General features: G+C 70.9%; 21 protein-coding genes. 11 read left to right on the plus strand and 10 right to left on the minus strand.

From position 1 onward, the window contains the following. The first annotated feature begins 247 nt into the window (after positions 1-247). The 3 genes from OHU89_RS05565 to OHU89_RS05575 all read left to right on the plus strand — a co-directional run bounded on the left by OHU89_RS05565 (position 248) and on the right by OHU89_RS05575 (position 3,855). Positions 248-1,141: an MHYT domain-containing protein gene (locus OHU89_RS05565; protein ID WP_405640345.1), complete on the plus strand. Its 894-nt coding sequence runs from the start codon at positions 248-250 to the stop codon at positions 1,139-1,141. A gap of 100 nt (positions 1,142-1,241) precedes the next feature. Next, positions 1,242-2,744, plus strand: a complete 1,503-nt coding sequence (locus OHU89_RS05570; RefSeq protein WP_405640348.1) for a metallophosphoesterase family protein — start codon at positions 1,242-1,244, stop codon at positions 2,742-2,744. Between the two features lie 82 nt (positions 2,745-2,826). After that, positions 2,827-3,855 carry an LLM class flavin-dependent oxidoreductase gene (locus OHU89_RS05575; RefSeq protein WP_405640351.1) on the plus strand — a complete coding sequence of 343 codons (1,029 nt, stop codon included), beginning with the start codon at positions 2,827-2,829 and terminating at the stop codon, positions 3,853-3,855. Between the two features lie 85 nt (positions 3,856-3,940). Here OHU89_RS05575 and OHU89_RS05580 read toward each other — a convergent pair whose 3' ends face one another. Beyond that, positions 3,941-5,668, minus strand: coding sequence for a GAF domain-containing protein (locus OHU89_RS05580; RefSeq protein WP_405654329.1), 1,728 nt, complete (start codon positions 5,666-5,668; stop codon positions 3,941-3,943). 350 nt (positions 5,669-6,018) lie between these two features. Between OHU89_RS05580 and OHU89_RS05585 the strand changes: the two genes are divergently transcribed. Beyond that, positions 6,019-7,221, plus strand: a complete 1,203-nt coding sequence (locus OHU89_RS05585; RefSeq protein ID WP_405640354.1) for a globin domain-containing protein — start codon at positions 6,019-6,021, stop codon at positions 7,219-7,221. Positions 7,222-7,317: 96 nt separating this feature from the next. On the opposite strand, the gene OHU89_RS05590 is transcribed toward OHU89_RS05585, so the two are convergent. From OHU89_RS05590 to OHU89_RS05610, 5 genes are read right to left on the minus strand one after another with little or no spacing between them, the layout of a single operon-like run. Further along, complete coding sequence (locus OHU89_RS05590; RefSeq protein WP_405640356.1) at positions 7,318-7,821, minus strand: flavodoxin domain-containing protein; 504 nt, start codon at positions 7,819-7,821, stop codon at positions 7,318-7,320. A 16-nt stretch (positions 7,822-7,837) separates the two neighbouring features. Beyond that, entirely contained in the window at positions 7,838-8,740 is a 903-nt protein-coding gene (locus tag OHU89_RS05595; RefSeq protein WP_405640358.1) for a universal stress protein, read from the minus strand. Positions 8,741-8,745: 5 nt separating this feature from the next. Beyond that, a complete protein-coding gene (locus OHU89_RS05600) occupies positions 8,746-8,907 on the minus strand; it encodes a hypothetical protein (protein ID WP_405640361.1) in 162 nt (53 codons plus the stop codon). A gap of 12 nt (positions 8,908-8,919) precedes the next feature. Continuing rightward, positions 8,920-9,825 (minus strand): universal stress protein, encoded by a 906-nt coding sequence (locus tag OHU89_RS05605; protein ID WP_405640363.1) that lies wholly within the window; start codon positions 9,823-9,825, stop codon positions 8,920-8,922. After that, complete coding sequence (locus OHU89_RS05610; RefSeq protein ID WP_405640365.1) at positions 9,822-10,166, minus strand: hypothetical protein; 345 nt, start codon at positions 10,164-10,166, stop codon at positions 9,822-9,824. The genes OHU89_RS05605 and OHU89_RS05610 overlap by 4 nt, the downstream gene beginning before the upstream one ends. A gap of 74 nt (positions 10,167-10,240) precedes the next feature. On the opposite strand from OHU89_RS05610, the gene OHU89_RS05615 reads away from it, so the two are divergent. The 3 genes from OHU89_RS05615 to OHU89_RS05625 all read left to right on the plus strand — a co-directional run bounded on the left by OHU89_RS05615 (position 10,241) and on the right by OHU89_RS05625 (position 13,449). Continuing rightward, complete coding sequence (locus OHU89_RS05615) at positions 10,241-11,977, plus strand: SulP family inorganic anion transporter (protein WP_405640367.1); 1,737 nt, start codon at positions 10,241-10,243, stop codon at positions 11,975-11,977. A 154-nt stretch (positions 11,978-12,131) separates the two neighbouring features. After that, positions 12,132-12,572, plus strand: a complete 441-nt coding sequence (locus OHU89_RS05620) for a cyclic nucleotide-binding domain-containing protein (protein WP_405654332.1) — start codon at positions 12,132-12,134, stop codon at positions 12,570-12,572. Positions 12,573-12,747: 175 nt separating this feature from the next. Next, positions 12,748-13,449: a response regulator gene (locus OHU89_RS05625; protein WP_405640370.1), complete on the plus strand. Its 702-nt coding sequence runs from the start codon at positions 12,748-12,750 to the stop codon at positions 13,447-13,449. A 48-nt stretch (positions 13,450-13,497) separates the two neighbouring features. Here OHU89_RS05625 and OHU89_RS05630 read toward each other — a convergent pair whose 3' ends face one another. The 3 genes from OHU89_RS05630 to OHU89_RS05640 form a co-directional block, all read right to left on the minus strand. Then, on the minus strand, positions 13,498-14,469 hold the full coding sequence (locus OHU89_RS05630) for a TauD/TfdA dioxygenase family protein (RefSeq protein ID WP_405640372.1): 972 nt from the start codon (positions 14,467-14,469) through the stop codon (positions 13,498-13,500). A 50-nt stretch (positions 14,470-14,519) separates the two neighbouring features. Continuing rightward, on the minus strand, positions 14,520-15,092 hold the full coding sequence (locus tag OHU89_RS05635) for an AAA family ATPase (protein WP_405640375.1): 573 nt from the start codon (positions 15,090-15,092) through the stop codon (positions 14,520-14,522). 69 nt (positions 15,093-15,161) lie between these two features. Beyond that, positions 15,162-16,712, minus strand: a complete 1,551-nt coding sequence (locus tag OHU89_RS05640) for a glycoside hydrolase family 32 protein (protein ID WP_405640377.1) — start codon at positions 16,710-16,712, stop codon at positions 15,162-15,164. A gap of 159 nt (positions 16,713-16,871) precedes the next feature. On the opposite strand from OHU89_RS05640, the gene OHU89_RS05645 reads away from it, so the two are divergent. From OHU89_RS05645 to OHU89_RS05660, 4 genes are read left to right on the plus strand one after another with little or no spacing between them, the layout of a single operon-like run. Next, positions 16,872-18,281 carry an extracellular solute-binding protein gene (locus tag OHU89_RS05645; RefSeq protein WP_405640380.1) on the plus strand — a complete coding sequence of 470 codons (1,410 nt, stop codon included), beginning with the start codon at positions 16,872-16,874 and terminating at the stop codon, positions 18,279-18,281. Next, positions 18,278-19,225: a carbohydrate ABC transporter permease gene (locus OHU89_RS05650; protein WP_405640383.1), complete on the plus strand. Its 948-nt coding sequence runs from the start codon at positions 18,278-18,280 to the stop codon at positions 19,223-19,225. Before OHU89_RS05645 ends, OHU89_RS05650 begins: the two co-directional genes overlap by 4 nt. A gap of 14 nt (positions 19,226-19,239) precedes the next feature. Beyond that, positions 19,240-20,094, plus strand: a complete 855-nt coding sequence (locus OHU89_RS05655) for a carbohydrate ABC transporter permease (protein ID WP_266831225.1) — start codon at positions 19,240-19,242, stop codon at positions 20,092-20,094. Beyond that, the gene (locus OHU89_RS05660) at positions 20,091-21,476 is read left to right on the plus strand and encodes a glycoside hydrolase family 32 protein (protein ID WP_405640386.1); all 1,386 of its coding nucleotides are present in this window, start codon (positions 20,091-20,093) and stop codon (positions 21,474-21,476) included. The genes OHU89_RS05655 and OHU89_RS05660 overlap by 4 nt, the downstream gene beginning before the upstream one ends. On the opposite strand, the gene OHU89_RS05665 is transcribed toward OHU89_RS05660, so the two are convergent. Continuing rightward, entirely contained in the window at positions 21,439-22,500 is a 1,062-nt protein-coding gene (locus OHU89_RS05665; RefSeq protein WP_405654334.1) for a LacI family DNA-binding transcriptional regulator, read from the minus strand. The two genes, OHU89_RS05660 and OHU89_RS05665, sit on opposite strands and share 38 nt — an antisense overlap. Between the last annotated feature and the right edge of the window lie 89 nt (positions 22,501-22,589).

The following is a 22,589-nucleotide window of genomic DNA, read 5'->3' on the forward strand; positions in this document are numbered from 1 at the left end:
GGACCACTCCACTCGACATCAGGGTGCTCACACAGGTCGGAGACCGCACGCCGGACGTCCAAGGTCGCCGCTCCCCGAGTCCACCGCCGACCGAGTCGTTCATGGCCGGATCTCGTCACTGAGTGACCAAAGTGAACCTGTGATAGTTCAGAGTTCACTGGTTACTGGCGGTAAACGCTTGCTTTACCCGGTCCTTACCCGTAGACCTTGCTCCATCAGCAGCCGTGACTCTGGGGGGAGTTGGCTTATGGAAGGCACGGTTGACGGGTTTCGCTATGGCGTCGTGACGCCGGTGGCGGCCTATCTCATGGCCTGTCTGGGAGGGGCGCTGGGGCTGCGCTGCATCGTCCGGTCCCTGCTCAACGACCAGTCGTGGAAACCCGGTTGGCTGGCGCTGGGCGCCGCGTCGATCGGTTGCGGTATCTGGACGATGCACTTCATCGCCATGATCGGCTTCCAGGTCGAGGAGACAAGGATCCGCTACGACGTGGGCCTGACCCTCCTCAGCCTCGCAGTGGCGGTCATCGTGGTCGGCATCGGTGTGTTCATCGTCGGCTACCGCGGCGCCGGCACCGCCAACCTGGCGCTGGCGGGCACGGTCACCGGACTCGGCGTGGCCGCGATGCACTACCTGGGCATGTACGCGATGCGGCTCAACGGCGCCGTCAGCTACGACGTGTCGACCGTCGCCCTGTCCGTCCTGATCGCCATCGTCGCCGCCAGCGCGGCACTGTGGGCCGCCGTCACCATCCGGGGGTTCATGACGAGTCTCGGGGCCAGTCTCATCATGGGCGTGGCCGTGTCCGGTATGCACTACACGGCGATGGCCGCGGTCAGCGTCCATGTGCACGGCACGACCGGCGGCACCTGGGACGGCGAATCGACCTCCTCGCTGCTCCTGCCGATGCTGCTGGGACCGGTCATCTTCCTCGTACTCGCCGGCGTGGTCGTGATGTTCGACCCCCTGCTCGTCATGGGCGACAGCAACTGGAACCGCCCCACCTCCCGCCGGCGACCCGCCAAGGAGCCCGCCGAGGAACCGGCCGCACCACGGCACAGCTCGGCCTTCGACCCGCCCGCGGCACGCCTGCACGCCCGACAGCACCCGTACGAGGCGTCGCAGCGCACCGGCGAGTGGTGATCGGCACCACAGGTCAACAGCCGCCCACCCCAGGGACGTTCACGAGCGCCAGAACCCTCCCCCTGCTCGGCCTCCGCTAGATCATTGTTACGGTGCACCGGTGTCTGACTCATCACGCGATACCGCCGAGGGCGCCGGCTGGGGCACCGCAGAACCCGGCGCGTACGAACGGCTGATGCCGTCCAAGGTCGAGAAGCTCTCGTGGCTCGACCCGCGGACCCTGTGGGCGGCCCGCAACGGCGTGCTGGCCTCCTGGTTCGGGGACCCCACCGGCCGTACCCGCAGCCGTTGGGTGGCCCAGCGGGCGGCGGCCGGAGCGCCCGCGGACAAGGTGATCCGGCGGGACGACCCGGACCGGTTCTCCTTCATGGTGATCGGCGACACCGGAGAGGGCGACGCGCCCCAGTACGCCGTCGTGCCCGGTTTCCTGAAGGTCAGTCAGGACACCCGTTTCTCCGTCGTCGCCAGTGACGTGATCTACCCGGTGGGCAGCGCCGACGACTACGACACGAAGTTCTTCCGCCCGTACCAGGACTACCCGGCGCCGATCTACGCGATACCGGGCAACCACGACTGGTACGAGGACCTCGGCGCGTTCATGCGCGTCTTCTGCGCCGACACCCCGCCACTCACCCCCGAGCCCGGGCCGCGCCCCCTCGGCCGGGCCTGGCTGCGCTCCCTGCTCTGGCACCGTCCGAGCCCGCACGACGGACAACGCCTCAACCAGGCACGGCAGTTGCGCTCCGCGACCGGCCAACAGGCGGCCCAGCCCGGCCCGTACTGGGCGATCGACGCCGGGCCCGTGCGGATCATAGGCATCGACACCGGACTGCTGGGGACGATCGACGCCGAGCAGGGCGCCTGGCTCCGCGAGGTGTCCCAGGGGCCGCGCCCGAAGATCCTCATCACCGGCTCGCCCCTGTACGTGGACGGTGAGCACCACCCGTGCCCCATCGACGGGGGCGGCACGGTCGACGACATCGTCCGCGACCCGGGGCACCACTACGTCGCGGCGATAGGCGGCGACATCCACAACTACCAGCGCTACCCCGTCGACGTGGACGGCCGCACCATCCAGTACGTCGTCTCGGGCGGTGGCGGTGCCTTCATGCACGCCACCCACACCATCCCGCGCGTGGCCGTCGCGAACGTCACGGAGCAGGACTTCCGCTGCTATCCGCTGCGCGGCGACTCCCTCGCCTTCTACAGCACCCTCTACGGGCGCCGACTGCGGCTGCGCCGCTTCTTCACCCTCACCGAGGCCGACGCGGCGGCCGTGATCGCCGAGCGCCTGGGCATCCCCCTGACCCGCTCCCCGGGCCGGCCCGCCCGCGTCACCTTCCGCACCCGTCTGGTCGCCAGTCTCCTTGGGGCGGGTGGCCGCCCCGACCGCACCTCGCGGTTCCGGCTCCCGGTCCGCAAGATCTACACACAGCTGTTCTCCCCCAGCTCCGCGACCTACAGCCCGCCGTTCTTCAAGTGCTTCCTGCGCCTGGACGTCACCCCGGAGGCGATCCGACTGCGCTGCCACGCGGCCACGGGCAATCGCCGCCAGGAGTTGGACCCGCCGGTCGAGGACGAGGTCACCATCCCCCTGATCTGATCGCGGTGGCGGGGAACATCGCAGGCCAGGATCAAGTTGCCACAGCTGTACGACGTCGATCGGTGCTCACCTGGAGGAGCCGGTGCCCCCCACCTCTCGCCCGTTGCGCAAGCTGGGCTTCCTGACCATCGGTCTCTTCGACGACGCGGATCCGCGCCGCGGCCACGAGTCCACGCTGGAGATCATCGAGCTGGGCGAGCGGCTCGGCTTCGACAGCGCCTGGCTGCGCCACCGGCACCTCCAGTACGGCATCTCCTCCCCGGTCGCCGTCATGGCGGCGGCCTCGCAGTGCACGAGCCGTATCGAACTCGGCACCGCGGTCATCCCGCTCGGCTGGGAGAACCCGCTGCGGCTGGCCGAGGACCTGGCGACGGTCGACCTCCTGTCCGGCGGCCGGATCAACCCGGGCGTGAGCGTGGGCCCGCCGATGCACTACGACCAGGTCAAGGACGCGCTCTACCCGGACACCGCCGACGTCGAGGACTTCTCCTACGAGCGGGTGCGGCGGCTGCTGGACCTCGTGCGCGGCAAGCCGGCGACCGACTTCAGCGGCGTCGAGGGCTTCGAAGTGTTCTCCGATCGGGTGCAGCCGCACTCCCCCGGCCTGGGCCGGCGGCTCTGGTACGGCGGCGGCAGCCTGAGTTCGGCGCGCTGGGCCGGCGAGCACGGCATGAACTTCCTGACCAGCAGCGTCGTCAAGGCCGAAAACCCGCAGGAGACAACGGACTTCGCCCAGATCCAGCTCTCCCACATCCGGGCCTTCCGTGACCACCACCCCGACGGCGAGGCCGCTCGCGTCTCCCAGGGCCTGGTCGTCATCCCCACCGACTCGGCCACACCCGAACAGCGCGCGCGGTACGAGGAGTACGCGGCGAAGCGCATCCCTCGCACCACGTCACCGCAGGGTCCGGCCCGTCTGATGTTCGCGCCGGACATCGTCGGCACCTCGGCCGAGATCGCCGAACGGCTGCACGCGCACGTCGCGTTCCGCGAGGTCGACGAGGTCGCGTTCGCGCTGCCTTTCACCTTCGACCACGAGGACTACGTGCAGATCCTCACGGACATGGCCACGCGGCTCGGTCCGGCACTCGGCTGGCAGCCGTCCGCCTGACGCGGGCCCGTCCAGGATGCGGCGCCCGGCCGGCCGGCACGGCGGCAGGGCGCCGCGCGGGCGGCGTCCACCCTTCCGGAATCCCCTACTCCGTCGGCGCCGGCACCCACCACACCAACGCGGTCCCGCCGTCCGGCAAGCGGCTCAACTCCAGTTCCCCGCCCAGCTGCTGGGCCCGCTCCGCCATGTTCCGCAACCCGCTGCGGCGGCCCTCGGACGGGATGCCGACGCCGTTGTCGGAGACGGTGAGGCGCACGTGGTGGGAGTCCTCCGTGAGCGCGACGTCGGCGCGATCGGCCCGCGCGTGCCGGGCGATGTTGGTGAGCGCCTCGGAGAGCACGGCCACCACGTGGTCGGCGATCTCGCGCGACACCTGGGTGTCCAGCAGCCCCTCCATCCGCACGCTGGGCGCGAAGCCCAGCACCGGCGCCGACTCGCCCACGATCCGCATCGCACGTGCCCGCAGACCGGAGCCGCCGACGCCCCCGCGCGCCCGCAGACCGAAGATCGTCGACCTGATGATCTTGATGGTCTCGTCGAGATCGTCCACCGCGCGCACCACGCGCTCGGAGGCCTCGGGGTGATCGATGAAGCGGCCCGCGCTCTGCAGGGTCATGCCCGTGGCGAACAGCCGCTGGATCGCCAGGTCGTGCAGGTCCCGGGCGATCCGGTCGCGGTCCTGGAGCACCGCGACCTCCTCGGCGTCCGCGCGCCGCTCCGCCAGCTCGATCGCGACCGCCGCCTGTGCGGCGAAGCCCTTCAGCGGCTCGATCTCCTTGCCGGAGAACACCGCCCGGCCCCGCTCACGGACCAGCAGGACGACACCCCGGACAGCCCCCGGGTCAGTCCCGATGGGGACCGCCACGGCCGGGCCGAGCCCGGCGAAGCCGTCGGGCCCTGACGACATCCGCTCGTCGTGGGACACGTCGCCGCTGGTGACCGGGGTGCCGGCGGCGAAGGCCTCACCGATGAGGCTGCCCTTGCCGGGCACCACCAGACCCCGGTGTGCGTCCGCGTCCGTCCCGACCGCGAGTTCCAGGACGAGGGCGTCGGTGTCCGCCATCGGCACCGCGACCACGGCCAGTGCCGCACCCGTGATCTCGCGGGCCCGGTCGGCGATCAGCCGCAGGACCTCGCCCTGCTCACCGCCCGACATCAGCGTGTGGGTGATCTCCGCGTTCGCCCGGAGCCAGCGCTCCCGTAGCCGGGATTCCTCGTACAGGCGGGCGTTGTCGATGGCGACCCCGGCCGCCACGGCCAGCGTCGACGTCACCGAGACGTCCTCCTCGTCGAACTGCGCCGCGCCCCGCTTCTCGGTGAGATAGAGATTGCCGAAGACCTGGTCGCGCACCCGGATGGGAACGCCGAGGAAGGTGTTCATCGGCGGGTGGTTGGGCGGGAAGCCGTACGACGCCGCATGCTCGGAGATCTTCGCCAGGCGCAGCGGCTCGGGATGGCGGATCAGCTCCCCGAGGATGCCGTGCCCCTCCGGGAACGGGCCGATCCGGGCGATCTGCTCCTCGGTCACCCCGACCGTGTGGAAGGCCGACAGCCGCCTGCCGTCCGGGCCGATCACTCCCAGCGCGGCGTACTCCGCGTCGACCAGCACCGCGGCGGCCTCGACGATGCTGTGCAGCGCCTGCTCCAGGTCCAGTTCCCGGCCGACGGAGAGCACCGCCTCCAGCAGGCTGTGCACCCGGTCGCGGGTGCCGCGGGCCGCGTCGAGCCGGGCCTGGAGCTCCTCCAGCAGTTCGTCCAGCCTCAACTGGGGCAACCGTACACGGGCCTCCCGGGACTCTTCGGGGCCTCCCACCTGCGTCTCCTCCGATCCCTGGGCCGCACGGACGCCGCCCGCTCCGGTACTGCTCACGGTATCGGCCCCACATGCGTGACGGCACGGGAACGGGGGTGGTGACATCGGGCCCGGTGACCGCCCGCCGTGGGGCCGAACGGCCCCGGCCGTGAACCGGTCGGTCCCGCCCGGGAGCGGAGAACCGGGACCTTCGTCCCCGATCACGGTGCCGATGGTCCCTCGCCCTCCCCGCACCACCCCGAAGAGGCCGATATGCCGGATTTCCTCTTGCTATACAGGGGCTGCCGCCGCGCGATCAGCGGCCGCCGGTTCCCGCTTTCCCCCGTCCCGTCCCAGCCCTGGGAGGCTTCATGCTGTCCGCCGAGTCCACCGCCGCCGTGAAGGCCACACTGCCCGCCGTGGCCGGGGCGCTCGACGAGATCACCACCCGGTTCTACGCCACGATGTTCCGCGACCGGCCCGAGTTGCTGGACGGGATGTTCAACCGTGGCAACCAGGCCGACGGCACCCAACAGCGGGCACTGGCCGGCTCGATCGCCGGCTTCGCCGCCGCCCTCGTCAACGACCCCGACACCAGGCCGGACGCCCTGCTGGCGAGGATCGCCCACAAGCACACCGCGGTCGGGGTCACCGACGCCCACTACACGATCGTCCACAAGTACCTCTTCGGCGCGATAGCCGAGGTCCTCGGCGACGCGGTCACCCCGCAGGTGGCCGAGGCCTGGGACGAGGTCTACTGGCTGATGGCCGGTGCCCTCATCGCCCAGGAGGCCCGCCTCTACCAGGAGGCGGGGGTGACGCCGGGCGAGATCTGGCGGCCGTGGGCCGTCGTCGAGCGCCACGAGGAGACCACGGACGTGACCTCGTTCCTGCTGCGTCCCGCCGACGGCCGCCCCGCGCCGGCGGCGAAGGCGGGACAGTACGTCAGCGTCCGGATGCGCATGCCGGACGGCGTGCACCAGGTGCGCCAGTACAGCCTGTCCGCGGACGCCGGCGGCGACCTGCGCCGCATCACGGTCAAGCGGGTCGCGGGGACGGACGCGACCCCGGACGGCGAGGTGTCGAATCTGCTGTACCGCACCGTGCGGCCCGGGGACGAGCTGACCGTCTCCGCGCCCTGCGGCGACGTCTCCCTCGACGAGGCCGACACACCGCTGGTCCTCGTCTCCGCCGGCATCGGCTGCACACCCATGGTCGGCATGCTCGCCCACCTCGCCGAAACCGGCTCCACCCGCCCCGTCCTCGTCCTGCACGCGGACACCGCCCCGGCCGCACACGCCCTGCGCGCCGAGACGCGCGAGCTGGCGGACCGGCTACCGCAAGCGGCGACCGAGTTCTGGTACGAGCGGCCCGCCCCCGCCGAACCCGACGCGCACACCGGCCTGATGGACCTCACCGGCCTGGACGTGCCGACCGACGCCACCGTCTACCTGTGCGGCCCACTGCCCTTCATGCGCACGATCCGTACCCAGCTGCTGAGCCTCGGCATCCCCGCACACCACATCCACTACGAGGTGTTCGGCCCGGACCTGTGGCTGCCTGACACGGCCTGACCACCTGTCCGGCCCTCGGTCCTCAGCTTTCGCCCCCTGGACCGAATCGCAGCGGCTCCGGTGCCCGGGCACCGGAGCCGCTGCGATGAGGACTCCTCACCTCCGACGCTCTGTCAACTCCCCCGCCACACGCGCTGCCCACGCCTCGATCCGGGCGAAGTCCCGGAAGTCCCCGCCCTTTCCGGAGCGGAGGATCATCCGGGCGACGAACCCCTTCGCGCCTTCTTCCAGACAGCCGCCGAAGGTGACGTGCTCGTCGGCGTCCAGCCGTGTCATGGCGCGTTGCACACCGGGCACGGGCGGGATGTCCCGCTCGGCGGCCGATGCGTCGAGCGGTCCGCTGCTGAAGAACCGGAGCGGTCGTTCGGCGAGGGCCCTGCGGTGCCGCCGGACGAAGCGGCGGGCGTCCTTGTGCCAGCGTCCGGCGTACAGGCTGCCCCCGATCACGACGGCGTCGTACTGTTCGACGCCGGCCACCGATCGGGCGGGCCGGGCCTCGGCGGTCAGCCCTTCCTTGCAGAGCACTTCGGCGATGGTCTCGGCGATCCGGGCGGTGGAGCCGTTCGTCGTCCCGTAGGCCACCAGTACCTTGCCCGTCATGGTGGTCCACCTCCTCTCACATCCTGTGCGGCCGGTCCTCGGCCGCGCCCACCCGTTCGGGCACGATGGCGACCGGGCAGGCGGAGTGGTGCAGTACTCCATGGGCCACCCGACCCAGTTGGAGCCCGAAGTGGCGGTGATGGCGCCGGGCTCCGATGACCAGAAGGTCGGCGTCGCGCGAGGCGTTCACCAGTGCGGTCCGGGTGTGGCCCTCGACGGTACGGCGGTGCAGCTCGACATCGGCCGGGGCGTCCTGGAGTGCCGCTTCGAGTTCCTCGGCCGCCCGCTGTTCGTGCAGCCTGGCGGGCTCTCCGGCGAGCAGCGGATGGTCGGTGGTTTCGTGCGTGGGGCACCGCCAGGCCCGTACGGCGTCCACCGGCACCCCGCGTCGCCGAGCCTCGTCGCAGGCGAAGCCCACCGCCGCCGAGCCCGCCGCCTTCTCCGCGACCCCGACGACGATACGACCGCGCATGCCGGTCCGGGCCTGGTTGTCATGGCTGCCCCGCACGATGATCATCGGGCAGTGTGCGTGACCCGCCACGGTCAAGCTCACGGAACCCAGCAGAGCCTCGGCGATCCCACTGCGGCCTCGGGTGCCCGTCACCAGCAGGGAGGCGCTCCTGCTCTCCCTCACCAGCACGTACTCGGGCTCCTCGGCCAGCACCTCGGTGGAGATCTTCAGGTCGGGTCGGCGACCGTGGGCGCGACGGGCCGCCGCCCCGACGATGTCCTCGGCCCGCAACCGCTCATACGGCTCGCCCGGGTCCTCGGCGAGCCGGGCACCCTCGTATCGCTCCCACAGCGAGGCGTACACGAGGCGCAGCGGCGCCCCGCGTCGGACGGCCTCATCGGCAGCCCAGTCGACCGCGCGCAGGCTGGGCTCGGAGCCGTCCACCCCGACGACGACCGGCAGATCCATCGCCCTCACCTTCCCGTACCGAGGTCGAGGACGATGCGGGCCTCGACGTCTCCGCGCCGTATCGCGTCCATGGACTCGCCGACCGACGTCGGCGGGCGGGTCTGCTGGTTCACTCGGGTGCGTCCGGCCACTTGCACGCCGAGGGCTTCTGCGACCGCTGCCTTCATGGCTACTGCTCCTCAGGAGTGGGGGACGACGGCGACGGGGGCGGCGGAGTGGTGCAGGACGGTATGCGCGACTGGGCCGATGTGGGCGCCGAACGTGCTGCGGCGGATACGGCGGCCGACGACGACCAGGGAGGCCTCGCGGGCGGCGTCGACGAGATGGTTGCCGGGGGTGCCGTAGCGGGACTCCTCGGTGACCTCGACGTCCGGGTGCTTCTTGCGCCATGGCGCAAGGACCTCGGTCAGCGCGGTGGTCTCGCGTCGGGCCAGTTCTCCGTGGAGTTCGAGGTCCGAGGCGAGCCCGTAGGCGTAGTACGGGGGCGGGTTCCAGCCGTGGACGACCCGCAGGGATGTGCCACGGCGAGCCGCCGCGGCGAACGCGAACCCGATCAGCTCCTCGTCAGGGCTCTCGATGCCGAGGCCGAGGACGACGGGCCGGAAAGCGGTCGCGGCGGACGGGATGCCGACGGGATCCATCTCGTGCTCGTCGGAGGCCTGCTCACCGGCCCGGACCAGGACGACCGGCCGCTCGGCGTGTGCCACGGCCGACAGCCCGACCGAGCCGACCATGAACCCGCCGATCCCGCTCAGCCCGCGCGAGCCCAGCACCAGCAGCTCGGCGTCCTTCGCCGCGCTCGCCAGGACGTCCGCGGGGTGACCGGACAGCTGCTCGGTGGTCACATCGAGGCCGGGGTGGCGCAGCCGGAGGCCCGCGGCCGCCTCACGCGGGATCCGCTCGGTCCAGTGCGCCTGCGTCTCCGCGGAGGGGCGCGGTGCCTGCGCCATAGGCTCCGGTACGGGCTCCCAGACGTGGACCAGCTTCAGCGGCAGGCCGAGCAACCGTGCCTCGCGCGCCGCCCATTCGGCCGCGGCGCGGCTCTCGGCCGAGCCGTCCAGACCGACGGTGATCGTGCGGGTCATGAGGTCCACCTTCCGAATCCGCTGCATCGGGTCCTGATGCGAGCGTCGTCCTCAGCTGAGGCTCCCGGCAGGGGCCGCATGTCCCCACCCGGGGCCGACCGGCCCAGACCGGTGCCGAACGCGCGAGCCCGTCGCGCCCCTCCCCCGGTCAGGACGACCGCGTAGACGAGGTGGTACTCCGCGAACCGTCGGAGAGGTGCTGGGCGGGCGGCCAAGTGGAAGGTCGACTCCATCGGTCCGGCGGCCACTCCGCCGAGGAAGCCCTCGGCGGAGTGGCCGCCGTCGATCCAGTCCTTGCCGGACCGGGTGGCCTGGCCGAGGCCGAAGGTCACCCTGTCCACAGGGCCTGTCCGGGTGCATGATCAGGTTCGGCACACCACCGGTGGATCCTGTGTCGGACGGAGAGAGGCGGCCCATGTCCCGGAGCGCGGGCGGACACGTTCCGGGCTGGCGCCGTACGGTGCCCGGTCTCGGACCACTGATCGGCTATCGACGTATCTGGCTGCGGGGCGATCTGCTGGCCGGCGTCACCGTGGCCGCGTATCTGGTGCCGCAGGTCATGGCGTACGCGGGCGTCGCCGGACTGCCGCCGGTCGCCGGGCTGTGGGCGATCCTGCCCGCCCTCGGCGTGTACGCGCTCCTCGGTTCCTCGCGGCTGCTCTCGGTCGGCCCCGAGTCCACGACCGCGCTGATGACCGCCACCGTGGTCGCCCCACTGGCGGCCGGCGCCCCCGGGCGCTACGCGACCCTGGCGGCCACCCTCGCGATCACGGTCGGCCTCCTGTGCCTGGTGGCACGGGCGGTGCGGCTGGGCTTCCTCGCCGACCTGCTCTCCCGGCCGGTCCTGATCGGCTACCTGGCGGGCGTCGCGCTGATCATGATCGTGGACCAGCTGCCGAAACTCACCGGCGCGGGGGCGGCAGGAACCAGGTTCTTCCCCCAACTGTGGTCCTTCGCGGGGAACTTGCCCGACGCCCATCTGCCCACAGTGGTTCTCTCGGCCGCCGTGCTCGCGTTCCTCTTCGCGGCGGCCAAGTATCTCCGCGCCGTGCCCGCTCCCCTGCTCGCCGTGGTCCTGGGCACGGCGGCCGTGGTGGTGTTCGACCTCGACGACCGGTACGGCGTCAAGGTGATCGGCGAGGTCCCGTCGGGCCTGCCCGGCCTCGCGTGGCCGGACTGGAGCGAGGTGCCGCATCTCGTCCTGCCCGCCCTCGGTGTGCTCCTGGTCGCGTACACCGACTTCATCCTCACCGCGCGGGCGTTCGCCGGACGCGAGGAGGGCAAGGGCCCCGGCCTTGACGCCGACCAGGAGTTCGCGGCGCTGGGCGCGGCCAACCTCGGCGCGGGCTTCCTGCACGGCTTCCCCGTCAGCAGCAGCGCCAGCCGCACCGCGCTCGCCTCCTCGGCGGGCGCCCGCAGTCAGGCGTACTCCCTGGTCGCCGGCGTCGTGGTCCTCGCCGTCCTGCTGTTCCTCAGCCCCTTGCTCGCCCGCACGCCGTCCGCCGTGCTCGGCGCCCTCGTCGTGTACGCCGCCGTCCGCATGATCGACCTCACGGGCTTCCGCCGCCTGGCGTCCTTCCGCCGCCGTGAACTCCTGCTCGCCCTCGGCTGTCTGGCCGGCGTGCTCACCCTCGGCATCCTCTATGGCGTGCTCGTCGCCGTCGGTCTGTCGGTGGCGGAGCTGCTGGTCCGGGTGGCCCGTCCGCACGACGCCGTCGAAGGCCTGGTGCCCGGCATCGCGGGCATGCACGACATCGACGACTACCCGCAGGCCCGCACGATTCCCGGACTGCTGGTCTACCGCTACGACTCCCCGCTGTTCTTCGCCAACGCCGAGGACTTCCGCCGCCGCGCCCTGGCCGCCGTCGACGAACAGACCCGGCCCGTCCGCTGGTTCGTCCTCAACACCGAGGCCAACGTGGAGGTCGACATCACCGCACTCGACGCGGTCGACGAACTGCGCCGCGAACTCGCCGTGCGCGGGCTCGTGTTCGCCCTGGCCCGGGTCAAGCAGGATCTGCTGGACGACCTGGAGGCGTACGGCCTCACGGACTCCGTCGGCACCGACCACATCTTCCCCACCCTTCCGACGGCGGTGGCCGCTTACCGGCAGTGGAGCGAGGCGAACCCCGAGGAGAGCACGTCGAGGTAGCGGCGACGGGGCGCTGCGGGGCCCCAGGCCGGGTGGCCTGGTCGAGGGGCCGGGTGGCCCATGGCCCGCCATCGCCGACGGGCGGAGGCTGGACATGGCAGTTCCCACACCCGTCGGGAGGCACGCCGTGACCACCATCACCCCCACGCCCAGCATGCTGCGGGCCCTGCCCGCCGAGCACCGGCAGCGGCTCATGCGCGTCGCCCGCGAAGTCTCGTTCCCGCAAGGAACACGTCTGTTCGAGGAGGGCGGCAAGGCGGACCGGTTCTGGATCATCCGCACGGGCACGGTCGAGCTCGACATGCACGTGCCCGGCCGGAGCGCGGCCGTGATCGAGAGCCTGCGGCACAACGAACTCGTCGGCTGGTCCTGGCTGTTCACCCCGCATGCCTGGCACCTGGGCGCCACGGCGACGACGCCGGTGCGGGCGTACGAGTTCGACGCCACAGCCGTCCGCATGATGTGCCAGGAGGACCCGGCCATGGGCCACACCATCGCTCAGTGGGTCGGCGACGTACTCGCCCACCGACTGCGCTCCGCCCGGGTCCGACTGCTGGACCTCTACGCCCCGTACGGCGCCGGCAGCGCTGTGTGACCGCGTCCGCGCCCCGTGCCGAGAAGGAGTCGAGATCCGATCACCCCGATGGCCCCGCCGAGAGTCTCCGAGCCGACTGGGGCCGGACGGCCCTAGTGCATCCGGTCCCGGCGAGCAATGATCGTCGAGACGGACAGCCCGCGATCCGTCCACCGTCGGGGAACGAGGGGTCGTCATGACCGAGGCACACACCTTCAGCGAACAGGACCCCATCCGTGTGTTCCTGCTGGACGACCACGAGGTCGTACGACGGGGTCTGACCGACCTTCTCGACTTCGAGCCGGACATCTCGGTCGTCGGCGACGCGGGCACCGTCGAGCACGCACTCGCGCGCGGTCCGGCGCTGCGCCCGCACGTCGCCGTGCTCGACGTACGGCTCCCCGACGGCGACGGCATCTCGGTCTGCCGGGAGCTGCGCAGCCAGATGCCGGAACTGGCCTGTCTGATGCTGACCTCGTTCGACGACGAGGACGCCCTGCTCGACGCGATCATGGCCGGGGCCTCGGGCTATGTCCTCAAGCAGATCCGGGGCTCCGACCTGGTCTCGGCCGTGCGAACGGTCGCCTCGGGCCAGTCCATGCTGGACCCCGCGACCACGGCCCGGCTGATGCGCTCGCTGCGCGCCGACCCCGCCGAGACCCCGGGCATGTCCCCCGAGCTGACGAGCCTGTCCCCGCGCGAGCGGGACATCCTCGCCCTGATCGGGGAGGGGCTCACCAACCGCGAGATCGGCAAGAAGCTCTACCTGTCGGAGAAGACCGTCAAGAACCACATCAGCCGACTGCTGGCCAAGCTGGGCGTCCAGCGGCGCGTCCAGGCGGCCGTGATCGCCTCCCACTTGGACCGGCCGAACCCCGGCGAGCGCCCCGGAAGGTGAGCCCCGGCGGGGCCGCCCGGAACACGCCTGCCGACGCCTGCCCACGCCTCACCAGCGTCCGACCTCGGTGCCGACGATCGGCTCCGACGGCTTGCCGTTCACTCCCACCGGGACGTCCCCGGCGAGCATCACCCGGTGCATGGTCCGTGGGAAGCCGAGGTGGGCGTTGTCGCCGGGGGCGAGGTGGATGGTGGCACGGTTGTCCCAGAAGGCCACGCTGCCCGGCTCCCAGCGGAAGCGGACGGTGTACTCGGGCCGGACGGCCTGCTCCAGGAGCATGTCCAGGATCGCGGTGCTCTCGGCTCGGGAGATGTCGGCGATCTGCTCGACGTAGTAGCCGTTGACGTAGAGGATCCGCTCCCCCGTCTCCGGGTGGCGGCGCACCAGCGGGTGCAGCGAGGCGACCTGGTGGTCCAGCAGATGGCGGACGTAGGAGTCGTCACCGGGACGGGACTGATAGCCGACGCCCAGCCGGTGTTCCACCCGCAGTCCGTCCACGAACTCCCGTACCGGCGCGGAGAGTCCGGCGTACGCGGCGGCCAGGTTGGACCAGGTCGTGTCGCCGCCGTACGGCGGTACGGTCTCGGCCCGCAGGATCGTCGCGGCCGGCGGGTCGATACGGGCGCCGTGGTCGCAGTGCCAGCCGCGCAGCAGGGTGTGCCGGCGCCGCTGGAGCCACTCGTCGTGCTCCATGCCGAACTTGCCGCCCAGTTCGAGCCGGTCGGCGGTCGTCTCCACCTCGGGAAAGCCCGGCGGCGAGGCACTGCCCCGCTTCCGCAGCACCACCGGCTCGCCGAACCGGCGCGCGAACGCCACATGCCCGGCGTGATCCAGCCGCTGCTCCCGGAAGAACACCACCTTCCAGCGCAGCACGGCCGACCGGATCGCGGCGACCACGGCGTCGTCGAGCTCCCCGGCGAGGTCGACGCCCGTGATCTCCGCCCCGATGTGCCCGGCGACCGGTTTCACCTCGATCCCCGGGATGTGCTCCGCCTCCGCCGTGCCCGTGTTCGTCGTCATCCGTACTCCGTTGGTCGTCCGCGGCCGCTCCCTGAAGATCGTGTCAGCGATCACGGGTCCTGGCGACAGGGCCTCTCCAGGATCACGTCCACCAGCTCGGCCACGGGACGGCCACCCGTGTCGATGCGGCACAGGCCGTGCGCGTCGACCGACTCCACCATCAGCTGCTGATAACGCACGCTGCGGGCAAGGAACTTGTCCACCGGGTGCCGCCGCTCCTCCTCCCGCGCGGACTCCCGCACGCGCGCACCGAGCACCGCGTCGTCCGCGGTGAGCCAGACGGCCTCGGTGCGCGGAACGCTCAGCCCCGCGACCCGGTTTGGCCAGAGCGCGGAGCCCTCCAACACGAGCCCCGGCCCGTCGCCCTTCGCCCGTTCGGTGATCAGCTCCTCTATGCGCGGCCACAGGCGCTCGTAGTGGTCGAGCACCGAGCGGATCAGCTCGTCGACGGCGAGCGTCTCGTAGTGCTCGACGACATGCGGAGGTACTTTCCCCCATGGTCGCCCCGGATGCCGGGCCAGCAGGTCCGTCGAGCGGTACGTGAACCCGAGCCGCTCCGCGACCGCCTGGGCCACGGTCGACTTGCCTGCGTGGGAGGTTCCCCCGATCAGCACTACGCGCACATCACCGACCCTAGACACCCTTCGGCGCGGTACGCCGGTGAATGGGCCCGCCGGGCGTGTGCCAGCCCCTCACACGGCGAACTCCCGTATCAGCACGTCCCGGAAGACCGCCGTCCCGTCGATCGTGAAGAGTGCGAGACCGGTGTCGATCAGATAGGGGAAGACCTCCGAGGAGTGCACGTACCGGCCGTCGTCCACGAACATCTCGACGGACGTCCGGTCGACCAGGATCCGTAGCTTCACGGTGCGGGCGCCCGGGTCGAAGGGGCTGTGGCTCTCCTGCCAGCGGCCGGAGGCATCCGGGTTCACCGTGGTGCGGCGGTTGAGGAAGGCGTAGTCGGCGTAGATCCCGGCGTCGACGTGCCGGCCACCGTCGGCCGAACGGCGCAACTGGACGCCCGCTCCGGTGAGTTGGTCCCAGGTGATCTGGCAGCTCAGCTCGTAGGCCGTTCCCGTGTAGTCCAGGAGGCGGGTGCCGCTCACCTCCAGGTCGCCCAGGCTCACCGTCCGCGACACATAGGAGTCCAGCGCGGCCACCGGCCGTGAGGCCAGGTAGTACCCGCCGGAGGACGCGCGCTTCAAGGTGACCTCGCGGACGATCGAGTCGGTGCCGTTGAAGCCGTCGGAGTCGATCGTGGGCGTGGTGTTCGCGTAGTCCCAGTGGTTCAGCCAGCCGATCGCGTACCGGGCGGCCGGGTCGAGGGTGCCGTTGGCGTCCCGCTTCTCGAAGGTGACGGCCGCGTACCAGTCCCAGCCGTGGTCGAGCCACTGCGGATCTGAAGCCTCGGGGGTGAAGGTGGTCCCGTCGAAGGCACCCGTCCAGTAGGCGTATGTGCTCGGCAGCCCGGAGCCCTTGCCGTTGGCGCTCACTCCCAGCACCCACTTCCAGGCGCCGTCCTCCGCCCGGATGCGGAACAGGTCCGGGCACTCCAGGACCCCGATGCCGTCCTTGACGAAGCCGCTCACGTAGCTCCACGACTTCAGGTCGGTGGAGTGGTAGAAGCCCACCTTGTTGTTCTCGGCGAGCGTCATCACCCACCGGCCGCGCTCCTCGTCACGGATCACCTTGGGGTCGCGGAAGTCCCGGACCCCGGGGTTGGGCAGCACGGGGTCGGTGCCGTGGTTCGTGAACGTACGGCCGCCGTCGGTCGAGTAGTACAGGTACTGCGCCTGCGTGACGTCGTCGGGCGCCATGGTGGCGATGACGATCACCGCGCCCGCGCCGAAGCCCGCCGTGTTGTCGTTGTCGACCACTGCCGAGCCGGACCAGACGTCGCCGCCCGGGGTGGTGTCCTTCGGCACGGCGATCCCGCGGTCGGTGAAGGAAACCAGGTCGGTACTGGTGGCGAGGCGCCAAGCGGTGCCCGAGGTGGTACCGCCGGTGAAGTAGTCCGCGTTGTACAGGTAGTAGTAGTGGTACTCGCCGTCGATCCACACCGGTCGCTGCGGATCGTTCTTCCACTGGTCGGGGACCGTGAAGTGGTACGCGGCGCGGTAGCTCGCGCACGCGGCGGTCGCCTTGGGCTTCGCGGCAGCCGGAGCGGCGGCGACCGGCAGCAGCACGGCCGCCGCGCCGGCCGTGGACCCCGCGAACAGCGCTCTCCTGGACAACCCACGCATCACACATCGTTCCTCTCGTCCGAAACGGCGGCTCATGGGTCCAGGACTCTGAGACCTAACTCGTTAAAGGTCAAGGGGTGCACGACTCTTGACAGCACCGTGCGCCACTTCCCATCATCTGGGGCGTCAACCCTGAACTAACACGAGTTAGGCCCTTGGATGACCGACTCGCACCTCACCCGCCGCACGCTGCTGCGGTACGGCGCCTACGGCGCGGGCACCGCCGCGCTCGCCGGTACCGCCGCCAGTTGGGACCGGCTCACCGGAGCCGACATCCCCGGACGCGACGACGGCTCGCTCGTCGTCGCCACGCTCGGCCCCGCCTACGGACCGGAGGCCGTGCGCACCCTCACCGAGGGTTTCCGACAGATCCACCCCGACATCAAGCTCCGGATCAACGCCGTGCAGGCCGTCGACTGGTCGGACTTCTTCGCGAAGATCCTCACCCAGATCGCGGCGGGCACCGCGCCCGATCTCGTGTACGTCGCCACCGAGGGCGTGCAGTTGTTCGCACAGCGCCTCGGGGTCCCGCTGGACGACTGGGTGAAGCGGGACGCCGAGGAGCTGCGCGAGTACTTCGCCGACGTCCACCCCTCGCTGGTGGAGTCGATGATGTACGAGGGGAGCCTCTACCAGCTGCCGGTCGAGTTCAACGCCGCCGACATGTACCTCAGCGACCAGGTGCTCAAGCGGGCGGGCGCGGACTTCCCGGCCCCCGACTGGACCCGCGACGACTTCACCGCCCTGCTGCGGGACATGAAGAAGTCCAGCGGCTCCCAGTTCACTCCGTACTTCTGGACGAACCGGCTGTGGGGCGGTGTGGTGCCGTGGCTCTTCGCCAACGGCACCAATCTGCTCACCGAGTCCAAGGCGCCCGGCGGCAAGTGGCTGTGGGACTCCTTCTACCCCGCCGCCGAGCGGCAGGGGCGCGGGGGCGGATTCCGGTGGACGACCCCGCAGGCCACTCATGAGCGGGTGGAAGAGACGTACGACTATCTCGCCTCCCTCATCCAGGAGGACCTGTGCAGCCGGCCCGAGGGCGGCAACGGCCAGAACCTGATCGGTGTGTTCTCCACCGGCCGGGTCGGCGTCACGCCCGCCGGCGGTTTCTGGGCGGGCGGTCTGCATCTGGCGGGCATGGCGCCCGACAGCTTCGACGTGCAGTACTTCCCGCGCTGGCGAACTCAGCGCATGCAGTTCGGCGCCGCCGGCTACGCGCTGCTGCGCACCTCGAAGCGCAAAGACGAGGCCTGGGAGTTCATCAAGTACGCCGCCCGCAGGGACACCCTGATGCGGCTGTTCGAGACCAACCAGACCACCCCCGCCCGCCGTTCGATGCTCACCGCGGAGCGCTACCAGGAGATCGGCCCGAAGCACTGGCAGGTCTTCTACGACACCCTCGACAAGTTCCCCGACACCGGGCCCATCCCCGCCCCGCCGCAGGTGGCCGAGGTCGAGCAGGTACTGCTCAAGCACACCGGCACCGCGCTGGCCTCCCGGCGTGCGGTGGCCCCCGCGCTGCGCCGGATGCAGGGCGATCTGGAGAAGGCCATGGAGCGTGACGTATGACGAGCACTCAGACACCCGCGCCGGTCAAGGAGTTCACCTCGCCCGCGACCGCCTCGCGGCCCTCGGCGCGCGACCGCGGCACCCGGCTGCTGGCCACGCTCTTCCTGGCGCCCACGATCGTCGGCATCGTCGTCTTCACCGTCGTGCCGATCGTCGGCTCGGTGATACTGAGCCTGTTCCACTGGAACGTGATCGACGACCCGAGCTTCGCCGGGGCCGCCAACTACCGTGAGGTGTTCGGCGATTCGACCGTATTGGTCTCCTTCCGCAACACGCTCGTGTTCATGGTGTTCGCGGTCGCGCTGCAACTGCTGATCGCCCTGGTCCTGGCGCTCGCGGTCAACGGGCGGATGCCGGTGTGGCTGCGGTCGGTGTTCCGCTCGGCGTTCTTCTTCCCGCTGGTGCTGTCCGCCGCCTCGATCTCGGTGGTGATGAAGTACCTGTTCAACCAGGACTTCGGGGTCGTGAACTGGCTGCTGGGGACGGTCGGGATCGCTCCGGTGCCGTGGCTGACCTCGGAGAACGCGGCGATGACGACGGTCGTCCTGGTCTATGTCTGGCAGCAGTTCGGGTTCTCCTTCCTCCTGTTCGTCGGGGGCCTCAACAACATCCCCAAGGAGATCCACGAGGCCTCCTCCCTCGACGGCGCGACCGGCCTGCGCAAGCACCTGAACATCACCCTGCCCCTGCTCTCCCCCACCCTCCTGGTCGCGTCGGTGGTCGGGATCATCAACGCCCTCCAGGTCTTCGAACAGCCCTACGTCCTCACCAACGGCGGTCCCGGTGACTCCACCCGGACCGTGGTGATGGTCATCTACGAGAGCGCCTTCGAACAGCTGCGCTTCGGTGAGGCCTCTGCGGTGGGTGTGCTGCTGTTCGTGCTGATCATGGCGGTCACCGCCCTCCAGTTCCGGCTCAGCCGGCGTTTCGTCCACTACCAGTGAGCCGAGTGACCTCCATGAGCCAAGCGACCCTGAATCTGAGCCGTGCCCGCCACTCGCTCGCCCCCTGGGCGCGGATCGCCGCCCTCGCCGTGTGCGCCCTGCTGACCCTCGGCCCGGTGATCTGGACCGTCTCCACATCCCTGCGCACCCCGGCCGAGTCCTTCGATCTTCCGCCGAAGATCATCCCGACGAACCCGACGGCGGAGTCGTACCGCGGGGTCTTCGACCAGATCGACGTCTGGCTGCTGGCGCTCAACTCCACGCTCGTGACCGCGCTGATCGCCGTCGGCCAGATGATCACGGCCGGTCTTGCCGGATACGCCTTCGCACGCCTCGAATTCCGGTTCAAGAAGCCGCTGTTCGGCCTGGTGCTGGCCACCATGATGGTGCCGTTGCAGGTGACCATCGTGCCGGTGTTCCTGGTGCTGAAGTCGATGAGCCTGACCGACACCCTGCTTGGGCTGATCATCCCGGCCTTCCCGACTGCGTTCGGCACCTTCCTGATGCGCCAGTACTTCCTCGGCATGCCGAAGGACCTGGGCGAGGCGGCGATGCTGGACGGCTGCGGGCCCTGGCGGATCTTCCGGTCCGTGTACGCGCCGCTGGCCGCGCCCGGCCTGGCGATCGTCGGCGTGCTGGCCTTCAACTACCACTGGAACGAGTTCTTCCGACCCTTGATCCTGGAGACCTCCGGCCAGAACTACACCCTCCCGCTGGGTCTGGTCTCCCTCCAGGGCAACCTCGGCACCGGCTCCATCTCGGTGGTGCTCGCCGGTGTCGTGCTCTCCATGCTTCCCGCCGTCGCCGTGTTCCTCGTCGGCCAGCGCCCTCTGCGCGAGGGCATCACCTCCGCAGGAGTCAACCGTTGAGCCACACCCCCGACGCCCCCCGGTTCAGGGTCCGTCCGCCCGCGAACTGGGTCAACGACCCCAATGGGCCGTTCCGTTGGCGGAACCGCTACCACCTGTTCTTCCAGCACAACCCGGATGCCCCGGTCCACGCGAACGTCCACTGGGGCCATGTCTCCAGCCCCGATCTCGCCGACTGGGAGCATCATCCGGTCGCCCTCACCCCGACCCCGGGCGGCCCCGACGAGGCGGGCTGCTGGTCGGGGTGCGTGGTCGACGACGAGGGTGTGCCGACCGCCGTCTACACCGGCGTCGACCGGCACCATACCGGGCTCGGCTCGATCTGTCTGGCACGTGCGCTGGTGCCTCAGGACGAGACCCTGACCGACTGGAAGCCGCTGCCCGCACCGGTGGTGACGGGCCCGCCGGCCGGCCTGGACGTGGTGATGTTCCGCGACCCGTTCGTGTTCCGCAGCAACGGCCGACGGTGGGCGCTGGTCGGCGCGGGGCACGCCGACGGGACTCCGTCGGTGCTCGTCTACGCCTGCGACGATCTGACCGACTGGCGGTTCGCCGGGGTGCTGCTCGACGGCAGCGACCCGGTCGCGGTGGACGTGTTCGGGGACAAGGCCGTCGGCTGGGAGTGCCCTCAGCTGTATGCGACGGCGAGCGGGGAGTGGATGCTCGTGGTGTCGCTGTGGGACGGGGATCCGTGCTCCACCGGATATCTGACGGGTCGTCTCCAACCCGGCGGGGACGGTGAGTTGCGTTTCGTGACGCGCGCCGGCGGTCGGCTGGACCACGGACGTGACTTCTACGCGCCCGCCGTACTCCAGGAACCGGACCGGGCGTTGATGTGGGGCTGGTCCTGGGAGGCCCGCGAGCAGAGCGAGGTGGATCGCGCCGGGTGGGCCGGGGTCCTCAGCGCACCGAGGGTCGTCGATGTCCATCCGGACGGCGTCCTGAGCGTCGTACCGGCTCCGGAGCTCGAACTGCTGCGTGCGGCCGAGCCGTTCACCACGGCACCGGACCGTCCCACGACGCTGCCGGACGCGTACGACCTGACCGTGACCGCATCGACTCGCACCACCGTGCGTCTGCTGCGGTCCGCCTTCGGCGCACGGCTGACGGTCCTGCTCGACCCGGACGAGGGGACGGTGACGCTCGACCGCGCGGACTGGCCGCGGGCACGGCCGGACGGCTCGGCGCCGATCGTGGTACGGGCGCCCGCCACAGAGGTGCGGATCCTCGTCGACGGCTCGCTGTTCGAACTGTTCGTCGACGGCCGGGCCACGGTGACCGAGCGGGTCTACCGGCGGCCGGACGATGTGCCCGAGCTCGTCGTCACGGGCACCGGGGCCACGGTCACCGGCTGGGAGCTGGTCCCACCGACGCACGACTGATCACCGGGCAGGCGAGGCGCCGTACCGTCGCGGGCGAGGTCCTGCCGGTGTCGATGGAGTCGAGGAGGAGCCGTGCGGCGGCCTCGCCCATCGCCCGGTGGGGCAGCGCGACCGTGGTCAGGGCCGGGGTGAGGTACGCGGCCATGTGTTCCTGGTCGTCGTAGCCCACCACCGACAGCTCCTCGGGGACGGCGATGCCGAGCCGGGTCGCGGCGTGCAGGACGCCTGCCGCGACCCGGTCGTTGTAGCAGAAGATCCCGGTGGGTCGCCGGTCGGCGGCGATGCCGTCGAGGACACGCAGTGCGCCCTCGTACCCGCTGTTGATCTCTCCTCCGCTGCGCACCACCCACTCCTTGGGGACGGTGATGCCCTCGGCGCGCAGAGCGTCCCGGAAGCCACGCAGCCGGTCGGCGGAGGCCATGTCGTCCTGGCCGCCCACCATGGCGACCCTGCGGTGCCCCTCGTCCAGCAGCAGCCGGGCCGCCGTACGGCCTCCGGCGCGCTCGGCGGGGATGACGGCGGGCAGCGAGTCGTCCTCGGGGACGCAGTTGGCAAGGACGGAGTGGATGCGGTGCAGGCCCTCGGGGACGCGGACCCGGCGCAGGGACATGGCCGCGTAGATGATGCCGTCCACACGCCGGTCGAGGAGCTCGGCGACGGCCGCGTCCTCCTTGGCGGGGTCGCCGCCGGAGTCGACGGTCAGAACGAGGTGCTCGCTGTCCCAGGCGGTCTCCATCGCGCCGCGCAACAGGCGGCCCGCGAAGGGAGAGGTGGCGATCTCGTCGGTGACCAGGCCGATCACGGCCGTGCGACGGCGGCGCAGACCCCGGGCGACGGGGTCGGGGCGGTATCCGAGCCGGTCGGCGGCCTGCCGGATGCGTTCCTGGGTGGCCGGCGAGAGATTGCCCTCGGCGCGGCCGTTGAACACGAAGGAGACCGCGGTGTGGGAGACCCCTGCGAGCCGGGCGACGTCCTTCGACGTGGGACGTCCGCCCGGCTGCCGGTTCTGCTCGGTGCCGCCCATGCCGTCCGCCGCCTTCATCCCCCACCCGTCCGGTTGATCACGACTCACCTTATCCGCGAGGCTGGGGGGACGACACGGTCGAGGGAAAA

This window comes from Streptomyces sp. NBC_00019 (genome assembly GCF_045041015.1).
Taxonomy (GTDB): Bacteria; Actinomycetota; Actinomycetes; order Streptomycetales; family Streptomycetaceae; genus Streptomyces.